The sequence below is a fragment of the Endozoicomonas sp. genome, assembly GCF_965196975.1.
Taxonomy (GTDB): Bacteria; Pseudomonadota; Gammaproteobacteria; order Pseudomonadales; family Endozoicomonadaceae; genus Endozoicomonas.
The window spans coordinates 4541515-4557866 of record NZ_OZ239981.1 but is presented as its reverse complement, the minus strand read 5'-3'; the positions used below and the strand labels follow the sequence as shown (position 1 = coordinate 4557866).

Annotated in this window: 17 protein-coding genes; 7 read left to right on the top strand and 10 right to left on the bottom strand. The window is 47.7% G+C overall.

Features of this window, described 5'->3' with window-relative positions; all coding sequences use genetic code 11:
- Positions 1 to 337 precede the first annotated feature (337 nt).
- The gene (locus ACOCLE_RS20445; RefSeq protein ID WP_066015758.1) at positions 338 to 943 is read right to left on the bottom strand and encodes a c-type cytochrome; all 606 of its coding nucleotides are present in this window, start codon (positions 941 to 943) and stop codon (positions 338 to 340) included.
- A 494-nt stretch (positions 944 to 1437) separates the two neighbouring features.
- Between ACOCLE_RS20445 and yihA the strand changes: the two genes are divergently transcribed.
- Positions 1438 to 2103, top strand: coding sequence for a ribosome biogenesis GTP-binding protein YihA/YsxC (gene yihA / locus ACOCLE_RS20440; RefSeq protein ID WP_066015759.1), 666 nt, complete (start codon positions 1438 to 1440; stop codon positions 2101 to 2103).
- Positions 2104 to 2165: 62 nt separating this feature from the next.
- Here yihA and malZ read toward each other — a convergent pair whose 3' ends face one another.
- The 3 genes from malZ to ACOCLE_RS20425 form a co-directional block, all read right to left on the bottom strand.
- The gene (malZ, locus tag ACOCLE_RS20435; protein ID WP_419537240.1) at positions 2166 to 4004 is read right to left on the bottom strand and encodes a maltodextrin glucosidase; all 1839 of its coding nucleotides are present in this window, start codon (positions 4002 to 4004) and stop codon (positions 2166 to 2168) included.
- A 136-nt stretch (positions 4005 to 4140) separates the two neighbouring features.
- Complete coding sequence (gene radC, locus ACOCLE_RS20430) at positions 4141 to 4536, bottom strand: RadC family protein (RefSeq protein ID WP_419534018.1); 396 nt, start codon at positions 4534 to 4536, stop codon at positions 4141 to 4143.
- Positions 4524 to 4760 (bottom strand): UPF0758 domain-containing protein, encoded by a 237-nt coding sequence (locus ACOCLE_RS20425; protein WP_419534017.1) that lies wholly within the window; start codon positions 4758 to 4760, stop codon positions 4524 to 4526. Before ACOCLE_RS20425 ends, radC begins: the two co-directional genes overlap by 13 nt.
- A gap of 187 nt (positions 4761 to 4947) precedes the next feature.
- On the opposite strand from ACOCLE_RS20425, the gene coaBC reads away from it, so the two are divergent.
- The 4 genes from coaBC to slmA all read left to right on the top strand — a co-directional run bounded on the left by coaBC (position 4948) and on the right by slmA (position 8269).
- Positions 4948 to 6192: a bifunctional phosphopantothenoylcysteine decarboxylase/phosphopantothenate--cysteine ligase CoaBC gene (gene coaBC / locus ACOCLE_RS20420; RefSeq protein WP_419534016.1), complete on the top strand. Its 1245-nt coding sequence runs from the start codon at positions 4948 to 4950 to the stop codon at positions 6190 to 6192.
- A 17-nt stretch (positions 6193 to 6209) separates the two neighbouring features.
- On the top strand, positions 6210 to 6665 hold the full coding sequence (gene dut / locus ACOCLE_RS20415) for a dUTP diphosphatase (protein ID WP_419534015.1): 456 nt from the start codon (positions 6210 to 6212) through the stop codon (positions 6663 to 6665).
- A 102-nt stretch (positions 6666 to 6767) separates the two neighbouring features.
- The gene (argB, locus tag ACOCLE_RS20410) at positions 6768 to 7670 is read left to right on the top strand and encodes an acetylglutamate kinase (RefSeq protein ID WP_419534014.1); all 903 of its coding nucleotides are present in this window, start codon (positions 6768 to 6770) and stop codon (positions 7668 to 7670) included.
- Between the two features lie 8 nt (positions 7671 to 7678).
- On the top strand, positions 7679 to 8269 hold the full coding sequence (gene slmA / locus ACOCLE_RS20405; protein ID WP_419534013.1) for a nucleoid occlusion factor SlmA: 591 nt from the start codon (positions 7679 to 7681) through the stop codon (positions 8267 to 8269).
- Between the two features lie 128 nt (positions 8270 to 8397).
- Here the strand turns inward: slmA and ACOCLE_RS20400 are convergent, their stop codons facing one another.
- From ACOCLE_RS20400 to pyrE, 3 genes are all read right to left on the bottom strand, one after another.
- Complete coding sequence (locus ACOCLE_RS20400) at positions 8398 to 9201, bottom strand: HET-C-related protein (protein ID WP_419534012.1); 804 nt, start codon at positions 9199 to 9201, stop codon at positions 8398 to 8400.
- A gap of 424 nt (positions 9202 to 9625) precedes the next feature.
- On the bottom strand, positions 9626 to 10567 hold the full coding sequence (locus tag ACOCLE_RS20395) for a hypothetical protein (protein ID WP_419534011.1): 942 nt from the start codon (positions 10565 to 10567) through the stop codon (positions 9626 to 9628).
- Entirely contained in the window at positions 10564 to 11205 is a 642-nt protein-coding gene (pyrE, locus tag ACOCLE_RS20390) for an orotate phosphoribosyltransferase (RefSeq protein WP_419534010.1), read from the bottom strand. The genes ACOCLE_RS20395 and pyrE overlap by 4 nt, the downstream gene beginning before the upstream one ends.
- Before the next feature lie 639 nt (positions 11206 to 11844).
- Here pyrE and ACOCLE_RS20385 point away from each other — a divergent pair.
- Positions 11845 to 12618, top strand: coding sequence for an exodeoxyribonuclease III (locus ACOCLE_RS20385; RefSeq protein WP_419534009.1), 774 nt, complete (start codon positions 11845 to 11847; stop codon positions 12616 to 12618).
- A gap of 53 nt (positions 12619 to 12671) precedes the next feature.
- Here ACOCLE_RS20385 and ACOCLE_RS20380 read toward each other — a convergent pair whose 3' ends face one another.
- From ACOCLE_RS20380 to rph, 3 genes are all read right to left on the bottom strand, one after another.
- Positions 12672 to 13478, bottom strand: coding sequence for a hypothetical protein (locus ACOCLE_RS20380; RefSeq protein WP_419534008.1), 807 nt, complete (start codon positions 13476 to 13478; stop codon positions 12672 to 12674).
- Between the two features lie 335 nt (positions 13479 to 13813).
- Positions 13814 to 14401, bottom strand: a complete 588-nt coding sequence (locus ACOCLE_RS20375; protein WP_419534007.1) for an AAA family ATPase — start codon at positions 14399 to 14401, stop codon at positions 13814 to 13816.
- An 86-nt stretch (positions 14402 to 14487) separates the two neighbouring features.
- Entirely contained in the window at positions 14488 to 15204 is a 717-nt protein-coding gene (rph, locus tag ACOCLE_RS20370; RefSeq protein ID WP_419534006.1) for a ribonuclease PH, read from the bottom strand.
- A 263-nt stretch (positions 15205 to 15467) separates the two neighbouring features.
- On the opposite strand from rph, the gene ACOCLE_RS20365 reads away from it, so the two are divergent.
- Positions 15468 to 16337, top strand: a complete 870-nt coding sequence (locus ACOCLE_RS20365) for a YicC/YloC family endoribonuclease (RefSeq protein ID WP_419534005.1) — start codon at positions 15468 to 15470, stop codon at positions 16335 to 16337.
- The last annotated feature ends 15 nt before the right edge of the window (positions 16338 to 16352 follow it).

The following is a 16352-nucleotide window of genomic DNA, read 5'->3' as shown; positions in this document are numbered from 1 at the left end:
CCCTCTATTTTTCATTGTTATTAAGTAACTAACCATAGGGAATCATACATTTCTGACTCCTTGTTCAGGCACTCTGCCGCGTTACAACTCCGGTCACGTAGCTAAGGCTATGCTCCCTCCATTGTGCCTTGCATAGTATCTGCCCAAGTAGCCTGAAATATGCGATTCCATATGGCCAGCTACTTAAGGATATGGCGTTTTATTGGAGACACATTACGTCAGCATCTGACGAAAAGGAAGTCTGATCAGGTCGGTTGGTCAGGATGTTTTTACAAGGGGAGTATCACAGAAGCCTGTCTGAATCAGGCTTCTGTAAATCATCAAGGATGACAAACGATCAGCGAAGACCGCTGATGTAGTGGGAAACGGCTTCGATTTCTTTATTGCTCATTTTCTCAGCAATCGTTCTCATGATTTTGGTGTCGCCGTCATTGGTTCGATCACCTTCACGAAGATCCCGAAGCTGCTTGGCGGTGTAATCTGCTTTCTGGCCCGCCAGGGAGGGGAATCCCGCAAGGAAGTTACCCTTACCCGTAGGAGAGTGGCAGCTGGAGCAGGCTGGAATGCCTTTCTTGGCATCTCCGCCTCGATAGAGTGCTTCACCCACTGAGACATACTTTGCGTCGGTTGCTCCCTGTGGAGCCGGCTGGCTGGCGTAAAAAGCAGCCAGATCAGCAATGTCCTGCTTGGTAAGAGCGCTGACGAAGGGCATCATCTCTGGAACAGAGCGCTCACCGTCTTTGATTTCAGTGATCTGCTTAATCAGGTAACGCTCCCCCTGACCCGCGAGATTCGGCCAGTTTGGAGCAGGGCTGACCCCTGTTGCGCCATGACAGGCAGCGCAGGTAGTCGCTTTGCTCTTGCCTGCAGCTGCATCCCCTTTGGCAAAGGCTACGCCCGTTACCCCCAAAGAAATTACCAGAGTGAGAATGACTTTTTTCATTACCTGACCCAGTTACGGCGTTTGCCTCAAATGGCTGTTATTATTCATCAGACCTGACAGCTTTTATTATTTAGAGGCTGTCCGAGAATAGACTGCCCTACTGCGGTAGCAGCAAATTGGTCTAAAAACTCCGTTTTGTTCGGCAAATAGAACCACTATTCACCTCACAAAACAGAATTTCTATCCTCAATTTTCTGCCATCCTCGCTACGGGCGTTATTCTTAGACAGCCTCTTAGCGAAACAGATCCATGCAGAGATTCGCGTCTGCTTTCTGGCTGCTTCAGCATCAGGTGACATGACGGCATGTGCCTTGAACGACGATAGTATAAACTACTCAACCGGCAACCGGTACAGGCAGAGCTATATCGATCAGCTGGAAGCGATAACCTAGCGTCCTTTTTCTGATTTCTATTACGTGGTTTATTAAGCCCGGTGCTTATTAATTCAAGGCTCACTGGAAGTCAGCAAAGATTACTGGAATAGATGAAACCCCATGAGTGATACCAGATCTTCATTAAATTACCGCAAGGCCTCTTTTTACAAGAGTGCGGCCAAGCTGAGCCAGTGTCCGGAGAATGAAGGTCGTGAAGTGGCCTTTGCAGGTCGCTCTAATGCAGGCAAGTCCAGTGCACTGAATGCGCTGACCGGTTCCAACAAGCTGGCTCGAACCAGTAAGACACCAGGCAGAACCCAGCTCATCAACTTCTTTGAGGTTCAGGAAGGAGTCTTTCTGGTGGATCTTCCAGGCTATGGTTATGCCAAAGTGCCTGAGGCCATGAAGAAAGAGTGGCAGCATCACATGACTGATTACCTCGAGCGCCGTGAGGCGTTAGTTGGTCTGGTGCTGTTGATGGATATTCGTCATCCGATGAAAGAGTTTGATCAGATGATGCTTAATTGGAGTGTAAGCGCTAACTTACCTCTGCATATCCTGCTCACCAAGGCTGATAAGCTGAAACAGGGAGCTGCCAAGCAGGTGTTGAATGCGCTTAGAAAGGATCTGTCCCGATTCCCGCAGGTGAGCGTTCAGTTATTCTCTTCGCTCAAGAAAAGCGGTGTTGATCAGCTCTCTATGAAACTGGACGAGTGGTTCCTTGCTCCTGAGCCTGATGATATTTATGACGATCAGGAAGATGACTACATTGAGTCTGATGATTAAGTTTTACTGCTGAGCATGGAAGACTGTCCTCCACCTTGTGGAGGACACCTTATTCATCAGGATCAAGCCTGAACCAAAATCTCTCCGGATTTGGCCGGTATGGTCAGCTCAAGGGTGCCATCTGAAGCATCAATGCCCTCTCCTTTTTTTATCAGTAATGAAAAATACCCTTGCTCGAGCCCCATCTGCCAAATGGGTAAAGAGAGCGCTGCAGGTGTTAATCCACGGTTTATTGCACAGATTACCCGCTCATTATCCAGGCAGCGGGCAAAAGCAATAACATCCCCTTCTGCATAAAGCCACTGAACACGGCCTGACTGCAAAGCTGAAGACTGGTTACGCAGGGAGGTCAGCTGCTTAATAAAATCCACCATGTCCTGCCGGGAATCCAGGCGCTCCCATGGGAAACAGCGGCGATTATCCGGGTCATGCCCCCCTTCCAGAGCGACTTCGGTGCCGTAATAGATGCAGGGTACACCGGCCCAGCAGAACAGAAATATCAAAGCACAGCGTAAAGTGGCCTCATCGCCGTTAACCATGGTCAGAAAACGCATGGTGTCGTGGCTATCCAGCTGGTTAAGTTGACTCAGCTGATTACGCCAGGGAATCTTTGCCGCCGCTTCCATCAGCCATTGGGCAAACTCATCTGCCTCAATACGACAGGGATCGAAGGCAATATCCAAACCGGCAAAGAAAGCCCGAACGGGGTGGGCAAAGCCATAATAATTCATTGCCCCGTCTTCCTGATCACCTTGCAACCATTGGGTTGCTTCGAAAAAGTGCTCACCCAGCACATAGCACTGTGGATTCTCGGCTTTTGCTGATGCCCGAAATGCCCTGACGTAATGAGCATTGTTGGTCGCGCCCTCCCCTTCTCCCAGCATATGGATAACATCGAAGCGCCAGCCATCGATACAATATGGTTGTTTCAGCCAGTGCCGAATAACTGAGTTGTCACCAGCGTAAAAGTAATCACGGACTTCAGGGTTCAGAAAATTCAGTTTTGGCAGGGTGTGGATACCATTCCAGCCAATGTAGTTTTCGGAGTCACCATCAAACTGGTGATAGTCCCGAAAGGGAGATTTGGGATTTTGCCAGGCACCCTGACCATCACCCCGCTGTTGAAAACGATCAAACCATGGATGGTCAAGAGAGGTGTGATTGAAAACTGCATCCAGCACAATCTTCATATCTCGCTGATGCAGATCGTTCACCAGCTCAGCAAATTCCTCATTGGTGCCAAGGTGTGGGTCAATATTGAGGTAGTCTGTGGTGTCGTACTTGTGATTACTGGGGGCTGCAAAGATTGGGTTCAGATAGAGCGTTGTGACACCCAGAGACTGGAGGTAGTCGAGCTTGTCACGGATACCCTCGAGATCGCCACCAAAGAACTCACTGGCACCATCTTTTCCATGCTCTGAGACAGAAGTTCCCCATGGTTTGGCTACCGTTGGCTTTTCCTCACCCAGCAGGCAGTATTCATTGGAGGTGACACTGATTGCCGGGTTGGCGTTAGCAAAGCGGTCGGGAAAAATCTGATAGAAAACCTGATGTTTTACCCACTCGGGAGGCTGATGTTCCGAGTTGTATCGGAACAGCTTTTCCTGACCAGGCATACGTTTAGATATACCTGCCCCGTGGAGCCACCATTGACGCTCTTGGGTTATAGCTTTAAAGCAATAGACCGTTGTTGCCTTATCCCGGCTCATGGGAATGGTGGCTTTCCAGGTTGTTAGTCGTTCAGCGTCTTGAGACCGCTCCATTGGAATGAGGCGTTCCTCATTGTCTGGTTCGCAGCGGACATACAATGCTTCAGGCTGAAGACCTGGCTCCGTAACAAGATGAACCGTGAGCGCAGTGTTAGAAAGGATGACCCAGCTGTGATCCTGCCCATGGTACATAAATGGTGCTTTCATACGACAATTCACCAACCAGAGTGGTTCTATGGTATTAACCAGTTGCCACTGCTTCAGAAGAAATCGATGTGGTTAAGGCTGATAGTTGAAAGGAGAAAAACTGGGAAAAATTTATCTGACGCTAAACCAGCCCATGTTCAGCCATGGATAGTATCTCTCCCTGCCCCACAATCATATGATCCAGCACCTGAATATCCACTAGCTGCAGCGCTTCTTTTAAGCGTTGAGTAATGCGAATGTCAGCCTGACTGGGCTCAGGATCCCCTGACGGGTGGTTGTGGCAGAGAATCAGTGATGCCGCATTCAGAGCCAGTGCCTGCTTCACGACCTCCCTGGGATGAACTGTGGCTGCGTTCAGGGTGCCCTGAAAGAGCGTTTCAAGTGCAATCACCCGATGCCGGGTATCCAGAAAAAGGCAGGCGAACTGCTCCCGCTGAAGACCCTGAAAGTGAAGCTGCAGATATTCCCGAGTTGATTCCGGGCTGGAGATAATGTCTGAGTTCGCTACTTTTTCCAAAGCACTCTTCGACAAAGCTCCAAAGTGGCACTGAGCTGAGTGGCTTTAGCAGGCCCAAGGCCTTTAATCGACATCAGTTGCTGTTGGCGGGTTGTCAGCAGTTTGTCAAGTCCACCAAACTGCTCAAGCAGGAGGCTGGCCAGTTCCATCACGTTCATACCCTGACAGCCAGTTCTTAGCAGCAGTGCCAGTAGCTCCGCTTCAGTCAGTGCTGAGGGGCCCATAGCCAGTATCTTTTCTCTAGGAAGCAAATGATGACTCCAGTCTTGTGCTCTTATGGTAGTTATCCCGCCAGCTATTCACTGATATGATGGAAGAGATTTATGGTGAGTAGCTCATGGTTTTTTGTGCGATTCATGACTGCTCAGACAAAGAATTGCCGGTTTAATTCCCTGAGGAAATTTGCAACCTATGCAACAGCTAAGCAACAAACGCATTGTTCTTGGTGTTACCGGAGGCATTGCCGCCTATAAGAGTGCAGAGCTGATTCGTCTGCTGACCAAGCTGGGGGCGGATGTCCGTGTGGTTATGACCAGTGCTGCCTGTGAGTTTATTACGCCGTTAACGTTGCAGGCTCTGTCTCACAACCCAGTTCATCTGGATTTACTGGATACCAAGGCTGAAGCGGCCATGGGACATATTGAACTGGCACGCTGGGCAGATGTGGTTCTGGTTGCTCCTGCCACTGCTGACTTTATTGCACGACTGGCTGGCGGGCATGCAGATGACCTGTTAACCACCCTGTGCCTGGCCACCAGTGCCCCTATTTGCCTGGCGCCTGCCATGAACCAGGGCATGTGGCGTGACAGTGTGACCCAGCAGAATTGCGAAGAGTTGCTGGAGCGGAATATCAGCTTGTTTGGCCCAAGCGACGGCAGTCAGGCCTGCGGTGATATCGGCCCGGGCAGAATGCTGGATCCTGAGCTGATTGTGGAGAAAACATCGGAGCTGTTTACCCATGATATTCTTACTGGGTTGAATGTCTTGATCACGGCTGGCGGTACCCGCGAAGATATTGATCCGGTTCGTTATATTTCCAACCACAGCTCCGGAAAAATGGGTTTCGCCATTGCAGAAGCGGCGGTTGCATCGGGGGCAACGGTTACTCTGGTCAGTGGTCCAGTGAACTTGGACACACCGGATCGGGTCAAGCGGGTGGACGTGGTCAGTGCCAGAGATATGCATCAAGCAGTTCACGACCAGATAGAAGGGGTTGATATCTTTATCGGCTGTGCGGCTGTCAGCGACTACCGTCCATCAGAGATAGCGAAGGAAAAGATCAAGAAAGATCCAGAGAATGGCAGTGAAACCCTTGAGATTAAACTGGTACGCAACCCCGATATTATTGCTTCGGTCACTGGTCTGGATACACCTCCCTTTGTGGTTGGTTTTGCCGCAGAGACTCACAATGTGCTGGGGTACGCCGCAGACAAGATGCGACGGAAGAAGATGAATCTGGTGGTGGCCAATGATGTGGGTGACCGAGATATTGGGTTCAGCAGTGACAGCAATGAAGTGACTGTCATCGGTGAAGAGCTGGAAGAGCCATTACCAAGAGCATCAAAAAAAGTGGTGTCGCACAAACTGCTGCAAATTGTTGCCCGCCGTTTCAGAAAGTGGAAAAGCCTCCAGTCCACCACTGACACTAATGAATGAACAGGGAATTAAGCCACATGAAAACACTGAAGACTCGTATTCTGGATCCACGGCTGGGCACAGAGTTTCCACTGCCAGAATATGCAACTGAAGGCTCTGCGGGTATTGATCTCCGGGCCTGTCTTGATGAACCGATGACGCTGGAGCCGGGTCAAACTCAGCTACTGCCTACCGGAATGGCAATACATATTGAAGATCCGTCCCTGGCGGCTATGATACTTCCTCGTTCTGGTCTGGGCCATAAGCATGGCATTGTTCTGGGCAACCTTGTTGGACTGATCGACTCTGACTACCAGGGGCAGCTGATGGTTTCCTGCTGGAACCGTGGAAATACGACATTTACTGTTCAGCCGGGTGAGCGGATTGCCCAGTTAATTCTGGTTCCTGTGGTTCAGGCTCGACTGGAAATTGTGGAAAGTTTTGAAGAAAGTGATCGTGGTGCTGGAGGTTTTGGACACTCTGGAACCCACTGACTTCTTTTTTTGTACGAAAGGCATGGCTATATAGGTCGTGCCTGCACCAATAAAAAATAACTAACATCATGCTCAGTCAGTAAGAGCACTGCAGGAGGAGTAATGGATAAGCCTGCTTTATCCTCTCAGGAAATTGCAACGGTTCTGACCGAGGCCCTGCCCTATTTGCAACGTTATGCTGGTAAGACCGTCGTCGTTAAATATGGTGGCAATGCCATGGAAAACGATGAGCTGAAAAACAGCTTTGCTCAAGGTGTAGTCTTGCTGAAGGCGGTCGGGATTAATCCTGTGGTTGTCCATGGTGGTGGTCCACAGATTGGTGACATGCTGAAACGGCTGAATATCGAAAGCCGGTTTGTACAGGGAATGAGGGTTACCGATTCCAATACGATGGATGTCGTACAAATGGTACTGGGTGGACTGGTGAATAAAGAGATAGTGACACTCATCAATAACAATGGTGGGCGGGCTATTGGTGTTACCGGTAAGGATGGTCGGTTTATTCGTGCCAAACGGTTGATGGTGACAGAGATGACGCCGGAAATGACGGCAAGGGAGATTATTGATATTGGTCAGGTGGGAGAAGTGGAATCCATCGATACTGACATTATCACCATGCTGCAAAACTCCGACTTTATTCCGGTCGTTGCTCCTATTGGGGTAGATGATGCAGGTGCCTCCTACAATATCAACGCTGATCTTGTCGCAGGACGACTGGCTGAGGAGCTGGTGGCGGAAAAACTCCTGTTGCTAACCAATACTGCAGGCCTGTTGGATAAGGGTGGAAACCTGTTAACCGGACTAAATTCAGAGCAGGTCGAAGCATTAATTGCTGATGGAACTATTTATGGCGGTATGCTTCCCAAGATACAATGCGCGCTTAATGCCGTGAAGTGCGGTGTAAAAACAGCGCACATCATTGACGGCCGGGTGCCACATGCCGTTCTGCTTGAACTGTTGACTGACCGGGGAGTGGGCACCCTGATAACCGGAGATAGTGTTTAGTACTCATAATGGATATGTCTCAGAAAATTTCTCGCAAGCAGCAGATTCTGGAAGCCCTGGCTCATATGCTGGAGACGGCTCCGGGTACCCGGATTACCACATCGGCCCTGGCCAAAGCTGTGGGTGTCTCAGAAGCAGCCCTGTACCGACACTTCCCAAGCAAAGCTAAAATGTTTGAAGGGCTCATCGAGTTCATTGAGGAGACTCTGTTTTCCCGAATCTCCCTGATTCTTTCAGAAGAGCCTCATGTTGCCGCGCGGTGTGAGAAGATCTTGCTGTTGCTGATTGGCTTCTGTGAAAAAAACCCGGGGTTAACTCGTATCCTGACCGGAGATGCACTGGCTGGAGAGACTGAGCGCCTGCGCCAGCGTGTTACTCAGCTGTTTGATCGTCTGGAGACACAACTCAAGCAGACGTTGCGTGAAGCGGAAATCAAGGAGGGCGTGAGAACCCGTATGACCGTCAGCGTAACCGCTAATCTGATGCTGGCTTCTGCTGAAGGTCGGATCGCCCAGTATGTTCGCAGCGAGTTTAAGCGTAAGCCAACAGAGAACTGGTCAGATCAATGGGTGATATTATCTGAAACGGTATTTCGTTAACTGAGAGAATATCCGTCGTTCAATCACCAGTTTTTAAGAAGCCAGATTAAGTCATCTGGCTTCTTGGTTTTTAAGGACTCTTTTTGATCACTGATAACTTCTTGCATGAATCTCAGTGATCATTTCCTTTATTTATTGAATGTATTAATGCCTACCTTTCGAGCCGTTTCCAGCTTATAGATATAATCTGGTTTACCCTCACAAACGACATTGTCCCCTCGCATGGCTGTATAGCTGGTTTTATTGATATCGCCGACAGTACAGTTACGTGGATAAGGAGGGAATACGTTCCATACTTCTGCATTCGTTACCTGTCGGTAGCTCTTCTCATCAAGAGCATGCATAAACCGGGTCAGCACGATTTTGGCAAAATAGGTGCCTGTGTCAAAAGCAGCCTGATAGCCAATTTCATCGGGTCCAAACTGGCTCATGGAAACATCGCCACGGAATGGATAGTCTTTACTCTTGATATCGTGTGGATAGTCGCTGCCCTCAGGAATGCCTGGTATCGGCATGTCTGGATCGTAGTGTGTCAGCTTGACAGATTTGGGCAACTCTTTTGGGCTCCTGTCACCAAAGAGTATTTCATCAATGATTTTCTGCTCTTTTTCAGGGAGCTCAATGTAGTTTGAGTGGGATGCAAAATCCTGAACAGCATGCAAGGCACCACCTAAGTGAGTAAAAACACCAACCAGATCGCCATTCTTAGCCATCTCGATGGATTTGGCAAAGTTCTTTTTATAGGCCGTAACTCCGTTTAGAAATGCATCATGATTAGACTCGTTCTGGTAACGATCAAAATGCAGCTCTGGAAAGTACTCCTTATTGTGAGCGGTTGTGTTGTGCTCCCTGTCCGGATAAACAGCACCGGCCTTCAAGAGCTGGAGGGCTTCAGGGGTCCATATAAAGTATTTTGCAGCATCTTCTGTCATGGAGGGGTGGGCTCCAAAAGTTGACATACCAAAGCTAACGGTTGAGGCCGTAGCCAGGGTAATTGCTACAACCAGTTGATTCACTCTTTTACTGATCACGTTTACTTATTCCTCATCTGATCAGATATTTTTGTAACCCACCCTGAAAATAAGCAGGGTGCAAGTCTGTATGTTTGGTCGAGGTTGAGAAGCATTGACAAACTACTTGAGCAGCATAACTTCTGGTGATGCCAAATAGGGCTTGCACCACAGCCAACAGCCCGAAGTGGTTTACTTCTGGCTGTCGATAATAAGCAGAACTGGGATGAGGATGTTGATAAAAGGCAGGTTTCAGAAATTATAATGTTTGACGGATGTCAAACTTTGCCAGCAAGGTTGATACGATGGTGCTAAGTTTGGATTGAATGCTGTGACAATAGTCTCTCTACGAACGGAAGAGGTTTATGGCTTTACCATCCATAAGAAGTTGTAGCTCACTGTCAGTAGCCTTTAGAACTTGAATTTGTTTCTCTTGTGATACTCGTCTACTTTCCTCATCACCGATGGCATCTTTTTGTTGCTTTCGATTAATAAGAAGAATGATTCTGTTGTTGCTGAGCTGCCAGGTTCCAAAACTCTTTTCTGAGGCATGTGTTCCCAATTGCTGAAAGAACGAGTCAAAGGAGCCGCTGGCATCGAGATTCCAGTCCATGGCGACATCTTCGCGAATACGCCATTGGCCAATAAGTTGCTCTCGGCTAACCACTTCAATATCTTTTAGGTTTTTCTGCCTTAACAATTTTCTCAGCCGCTCAGCAGAAGCCGTGTATTGCTTCTTCAGCAGGGATTTCTCTCGATTATACGTTGCGGCCCGGTCTCCGTAGGTTTCCTTCTGGTCCTTCAGGTTCTCCAGCTCTTCGTGAAGGTATTCCGGTGCTTTATCTCCCGCTTTTTTAATCTGCAGGCGCTTGTCATCAATATTTTTAGCCAGAATGACTTCAAGGTTATGCATCTCTCTGACTTTTTGATCAAGTTCGTCCAGTTTGCGATTCATGGCACCGTATATTTCATCCGGAGTGCCATAAAGAAAGAGCAGCTCCTGGTCCAGCTCTGCCTCATGCTCTTGCTGAACTTTCCGGGATTTAAGATGTTCCAGTTGGTTCTTCTGATCGCGAGTCATGACCGGAGGGATGGTTTCAACAATACGGCCATTCCTGTCGAGTATACTGTACCCCAAGTGGACAAACTCACTGGGCATATTGGATGAGATAACCGTAACGCCCTCGTGATTTCTATACTTATACAGGTTCTGCGCTGCAGCCAGACTGGCTCCAGTCGCAGACAGCATTCCTGTCAATAACAGTATGAATGGCTGTTTAAGTCTCATACTCCGTAGGTATCTCTGTAGGCTTTAATTTCCGGCGCGTATCGACGGATTTCTGGATGATTTTCACTATATTCCAGCAAGTTGGCCAGGGAAACAATACTCAAAACCGGAATATTGAAATCACGTTCCACTTCCTGGATGGCAGAAAGTTCACCCTGCCCTTTTTCCTGACGATCCATGGCGACCACAACCGCTGCTGGAGTAGCATCAGTTTGCTCAATAATGGCCATTACTTCGCGGATTGCTGTGCCTGCAGTGATAACATCATCAATAATCGCTACACGCCCTTCCAGGGGAGCTCCCACAATACTACCACCTTCTCCATGGTCTTTGGCTTCTTTACGGTTGAAGCACCATGGAACGTTTCGATTATGCTTTTCAAACAGTGCAACAGCAGTGGTGGTGGCCAGAGGGATGCCTTTGTAGGCTGGACCAAACAGAATGTCAAAATCAAGCTTGGCATTCATCATTGCTGCAGCATAAAACTGGCCGAGTTTGCTGATGGCTTCACCGTTGTTAAATAACCCGGCGTTAAAGAAATAAGGAGACTTTCTTCCGGATTTCAAGGTGAACTCACCAAAACGGAGCACTTGCTGCTCAATAGCAAAGTCCAGAAATTCTTTTTGATACTGTTGCATTGGGAGAGTCCTGTTCGCATATGCCCGTGATGATGGGCTTAAAGGCGTATTTTATACCAATGTATCGCCCTAAATCCCCTGACTTATGGGTTATTTCAGAGATATTTTGAAATTCAAATTATTGGGTTCTTAGTACTAAAATAGCCCGATGACTGAATCAAAGGGGGGCTGAACAAAGTGGATTGTTGCCGCTTACCGGCTGTACTGCTGGCACTGAATAGTGCGAAATTGCGGAAACTGTCAGGGGTGGCTCCCTCAGAATAGCAGGCGCCTGTAGAAGAGACCGGATTTATGCGGATAAACATACGGGAGGCGACCCGCTATCATTTGTTCGATACAATTCCGAACTTTCTGTGTTCAACCGTACCATAAGAACTTGAATCATGCCTTATAATAGGGGTGAGGGCTCTTACTAACTCTGTCGTACAGTTGATGCAGGGTTAATCCCGGTTGAGTAACCGTATCCCTGAAAAGCTTAGACTTTAGCCGTCGTTCATCCTGATCAAAGCATCTGCTTCTCAGGCTGAGATTTGCTCTGGTGATTTTGCAGGTCTTCAGTTTCTGTTTTTCCGGTTACTGTCTTGCCGAGGTAACAAGCTTGATGCCCGGGCGTGCATGCGTCTTGGCAAGGTGTATTCGATGAGAGTTATCAGTTTAAATTGCGAAGGCATTAAAAACGCACGAGAAAAAGGCCTGTTTGACTGGCTCTTAGAGCAGGATGCGGACCTTATTTGTTTGCAGGATACTCGTGAAGACGAGCAGGTGATCGAAGATCAGTATTTTCTTGATGGCTACTTTGGTTACGCTTTCAGTGGCTACAACAGGACTGATCGTGGTGGTGTAGCCATTTATACCCGTCATGCTCCAAAGGCAATTATCAGTGGCCTTGGAATTCCTGAAGTTGATGAAACCGGCCGCTACCTTCAGGCAGACTTTGACAAGATCAGTATTGTCAGCCTTTACGTTCCGGAAGGTGATGATGAGGAGAGCCTTAATTTCAAATACCGTTTTCTGGACGGCTATTCGCATCACTTAAGCAAGCAGCGTCGTAAGCGCCGCGAGTTTCTTATGTGCGGTACCTGGAACATAGCGCACCGAAAAATTGATGTAGCTAACTGGCGTGATGCTCAGGAGGTCTCTGGCTTTAATCAGGCCGAGCGTGGCTGGATGGAAGGTTTGCTGGGAGATATGGGCTTCTTTGATGCTTACCGTGAGGTTGACCGGGAAGCTGGCAAGTACAGCTGGTGGAAAGATGAGTTCCTGCGACATGATAATGTTGGCATGCGCATCGATTACCAGATTATCACTCCCGGCATGCGTCACCGCGTGCTGAATGGTGGTATCTACAAGGGGCAGGTATTCTCATCCCATGCGCCTGTCATTATTGATTATGACTGGGAGCTGGGAATGTAACTATTTCCTACCCCTGGCATGTAAAAAATTCACTGAAAGAAGGAGGGGGTCAGCTACATTGGCGTCCTCCTTTTTTCACTTTTACCATCGACTGAAGATGGTGATTTGGATCTCCAACAGCAAAGAAACTCTCTGATTTGAGTACATGCAGGTTCTGTATTGTGGCTTTTCAAGGCTGACTTTAATAGCTGCCTTTCCTGTTGACTAAGTAGCGGCTTGCGTGGGGACGACATTTCTTTAGTGAAAGCTCCACTCCGCTGTTGAACAGCGCGACTGCTTGCATCTTCTTCCATTTGCTCCAAAGAGGGTTTTGCTCCTTTCAGAGTTGACCCTGTATTGCAGTTTTCTCCATCAGAGCTTGCTTCAGACTCGGCTAAAAAGCCAAGATCACGTAACATTGAAGTTTCTTCTGTGGAAAGACCAATGCATACAGTGTTGTCGAACTCCCCTGGGTTCTCCAGAATTCCAAGTTTGCGAAACTCTTCAACAGTGGACTTCTTTAAACCAATACATTCTTCAGGCAGTATTTCGAGACGATCTATTATTCTGCTCGGTCTTTCTGTGGTTTTTTGAGAAGCCAATAAACGCACAGAACATTTGACGATTGCCTTATGACTCTTTTGACTTGCTTTATCACCCTCTCTTGCTCGTTCCATGTAGTGTTTTGGTGGGGCACTGCGGTCAACTTCTCTGCCATTACTTTTCGTTTTTTTCCAAGGGGATTGATTAGACAGCGCTTTATTAAACTTCATTGCTGCTTTGGAGTCAGAACCTTTACTTGAAACTTCCTCTTCTCTCTTTATCTCATTACTTCCTTTTTCTGTAAAAAGAGACGGATCATTACCAGATATACCATTCATCACTAGAGCTCCCAAATAGTAGAAATTAATTTATCCCTGATAATGATGGGGCATCCGTGTAAGACGCATAATTTGAGCACTGTTTTTTTATTGGGCTTCACTATTTTGGTAAAAAAGGCTATTGGAAAAATCACAGTCTGAATACTGTTAGAAACACAGTATAGGGATCATAGCAGAGTTATTTGAGGTAGATGGTTAGCAATGTTATGTCTCTTCGAGCTTTTTGACACACCTTAAACAAATTTTGGAAGTTCCTGTTATAAAGACCGGGCATCGATTGAAAATAAGGTTATCGATTAATCAGCAAAGATCAGGTATCACTGTTAATGTGTCCATTATTTTTTGATGAAGCTTTGGATCATTTGGATACATTCATCAGTTCTTTTATCAATAGCAGTACTTTCTATCATGAGAACCTTTTTTTCAGATATCCCAAGGTCAACTCTGTTACAGAGTACCCACTGATCAATATCTTTCTGAAAAATCACATCACCGCTGCGAATGCCATCATTCTCCAGCTCAATTTTTCCTGTTGGCAGGTAGCAGTACGCATCGATCTTCTGGCTAATGGTTTTGGCCAGCCTAAGCATATAAGGGCTGATAGGGGTGTCGCATGCTTTCAGCCAATATCGATGGTAGGCAAGTAATGAGGGAGGGCCCGCATCGATAATGCCATGACCTTTCAGGTTTTCTATCCACTCAAGCATGGCTCCCAGTGCTGATCCTGCCATGGCCGTTGAAGTGACCTGACGAATTGCCTGATCCTCAAGAACGGCGTCCCGCGGCGTCTTATAGTGCAGTTGTTTTGCGATTTTTCGATAATAGTCGCTGAAAACTGACCACTCGCCCCCCAGTTCTTTCACCAGAGAGTTGCAGAGCGTTGTTTTACCGGTTCCATGGGAACCAATGAGAGAAATAATCATACTGCCTGCCTGTTACAGAGTAAGAACCCGGCATATAGCCGGGTTCTATTAAAAATAGCTCAAGTAAAAGGGCTGGCAGTAAAGTGTCATTCTGCTAACGCTTTTTTCTGTAATTCAATAATTTCCTCAATGCCGGATCGTGCCAAAGCCATCATGGCCAGCATTTCATTCTGACTGAAAGGGGCTGCTTCTGCAGTTCCCTGGACTTCGATAAATCCGCCAGCATCGGTCATAACAACGTTCATGTCCGTTTCGGCACTGGAGTCCTCAGGGTAATCAAGGTCAAGAACCGGGCTGCCTTTGTAAATTCCCACGGAAATAGCAGCAATCATGTGCAGAAAAGGGTCACTTTTGACCATTTTTTTCTCCTGCATATAGCGCAGGGCATCAACCAGTGCTACACAGGCTCCAGTAATTGAGGCTGTGCGTGTGCCACCGTCGGCCTGAATCACATCACAGTCAATATTGATGGTGTTTTCCCCGAGCTTTTTCATATCAACTGCAGCACGCAAAGCACGGCCGATCAGTCGTTGAATCTCAAGAGTCCTGCCACCCTGCTTACCTCTGGAGGCCTCCCTTCCCATACGCTCGGTGGTGGACCGGGGTAACATACCGTACTCGGCGGTGATCCAGCCCTGGCCAGTTCCTTTCAGAAAACGAGGTACACCACGCTCGACCGAAGCGGTACAGATGACTTTGGTATCTCCAAACTCAACGAGGACAGATCCTTCTGCGTGTTTGGTATAGTTGCGAGTGATTTTTACATCACGTAGTTGGTCTGCCGTTCTTCCGCTAGGGCGCATTTGAGTTACCTTGGTATGTCTGAAAAAGCTTAAGCACTACAAAAGTTGCGGAATTATAACTGCTCGGCGGGTTTTCGGGAAAACACTGTTTGAATAATTAGGTCGTGCCAGTGGGACAGGGTCATTAAATCAATGACATACATTCAATTGACCAGAATCTTCAACGATATAGTTTTTGTCGAAATCTTATCTCATCGGTTTATTTTATAGATAAACTTCTGAAATAATGGGTCTTTATTCGCCCACCGATTAAAGAGTATTTCATGACTTCCAGCATGACGGCATTCGCCCGTGTTCAGATACAGGAGGATTGGGGAAGCCTGGTATGGGAGATTCGATCCGTTAACCATCGTTACCTTGAGCCCCACTTCCGTCTCACTGAGCAGGCACGAGAGATCGAACCTGCCTTGAGAGAACTGATCCGCAGGCAACTTAAGAGAGGCAAGGTTGAATGCAGCCTTAAATATCAACTGGTTGAGAAAGAGCAGGTGCTTGACCTGAATCGTGCCCTGCTGGAAAAGCTTCAACTGGCTGTACGTGAGGTTGAGACCCATTTTTGTCAGGTTGCACCGGTAAATCCTCTTGAGGTTCTCCAATGGCCCGGAGTGCAGAGTACTGAGGAAACTGAACTGACAACTGTTCATCAGGCTGCCATAAAAGGGTTCAGCAAAGCGCTCATTCAACTGAATGAGATGAGACAACGGGAAGGGAAGGAGTTGCAGTCTTTCATTGAGGCCCGGTTGGATAAAATGGGGGATGAGGTACAGCAGCTTCGTGTGCTATTGCCAGAAATATTAAAAAACCAGCGTGAGAAAATCCTTGATCGCCTTTCGGAGGCTAAGCAAGAGTTAAATCCGGAGAGACTGGAGCAGGAAATGGTGATTCTGGCCCAGAAGATGGATGTTGATGAAGAGCTGGACCGCTTAGAAACGCACATAGCTGAGGTACGCCGAACCCTCAAGAACTCTGGGCAGGGAGCCGTAGGGCGCCGCTTGGACTTTCTGATGCAGGAACTTAATCGGGAGGCTAATACCCTGTCCTCCAAGTCAATTCATGCTGGCCTTACCCAGATTGCAGTAAATCTCAAAGTTTTTATCGAGCAGATGAGAGAGCAGGTTCAGAACATCGAATAGAAAAGCCTATTATTA

Coding starts and splice junctions, on each gene's coding strand:
- yihA (WP_066015759.1), top strand. CDS start 1,438: ATGAGTGATACCAGATCTTCATTAAATTACCGCAAGGCCTCTTTTTAC.
- ACOCLE_RS20365 (WP_419534005.1), top strand. CDS start 15,468: ATGACTTCCAGCATGACGGCATTCGCCCGTGTTCAGATACAGGAGGAT.
- argB (WP_419534014.1), top strand. CDS start 6,768: ATGGATAAGCCTGCTTTATCCTCTCAGGAAATTGCAACGGTTCTGACC.
- slmA (WP_419534013.1), top strand. CDS start 7,679: ATGGATATGTCTCAGAAAATTTCTCGCAAGCAGCAGATTCTGGAAGCC.
- ACOCLE_RS20395 (WP_419534011.1), bottom strand. CDS start 10,567: ATGAGACTTAAACAGCCATTCATACTGTTATTGACAGGAATGCTGTCT.
- ACOCLE_RS20380 (WP_419534008.1), bottom strand. CDS start 13,478: ATGAATGGTATATCTGGTAATGATCCGTCTCTTTTTACAGAAAAAGGA.
- rph (WP_419534006.1), bottom strand. CDS start 15,204: ATGCGCCCTAGCGGAAGAACGGCAGACCAACTACGTGATGTAAAAATC.
- coaBC (WP_419534016.1), top strand. CDS start 4,948: ATGCAACAGCTAAGCAACAAACGCATTGTTCTTGGTGTTACCGGAGGC.
- ACOCLE_RS20425 (WP_419534017.1), bottom strand. CDS start 4,760: ATGGGCCCCTCAGCACTGACTGAAGCGGAGCTACTGGCACTGCTGCTA.
- ACOCLE_RS20375 (WP_419534007.1), bottom strand. CDS start 14,401: ATGATTATTTCTCTCATTGGTTCCCATGGAACCGGTAAAACAACGCTC.
- dut (WP_419534015.1), top strand. CDS start 6,210: ATGAAAACACTGAAGACTCGTATTCTGGATCCACGGCTGGGCACAGAG.
- ACOCLE_RS20445 (WP_066015758.1), bottom strand. CDS start 943: ATGAAAAAAGTCATTCTCACTCTGGTAATTTCTTTGGGGGTAACGGGC.
- ACOCLE_RS20400 (WP_419534012.1), bottom strand. CDS start 9,201: ATGACAGAAGATGCTGCAAAATACTTTATATGGACCCCTGAAGCCCTC.
- pyrE (WP_419534010.1), bottom strand. CDS start 11,205: ATGCAACAGTATCAAAAAGAATTTCTGGACTTTGCTATTGAGCAGCAA.
- ACOCLE_RS20385 (WP_419534009.1), top strand. CDS start 11,845: ATGAGAGTTATCAGTTTAAATTGCGAAGGCATTAAAAACGCACGAGAA.
- malZ (WP_419537240.1), bottom strand. CDS start 4,004: ATGTACCATGGGCAGGATCACAGCTGGGTCATCCTTTCTAACACTGCG.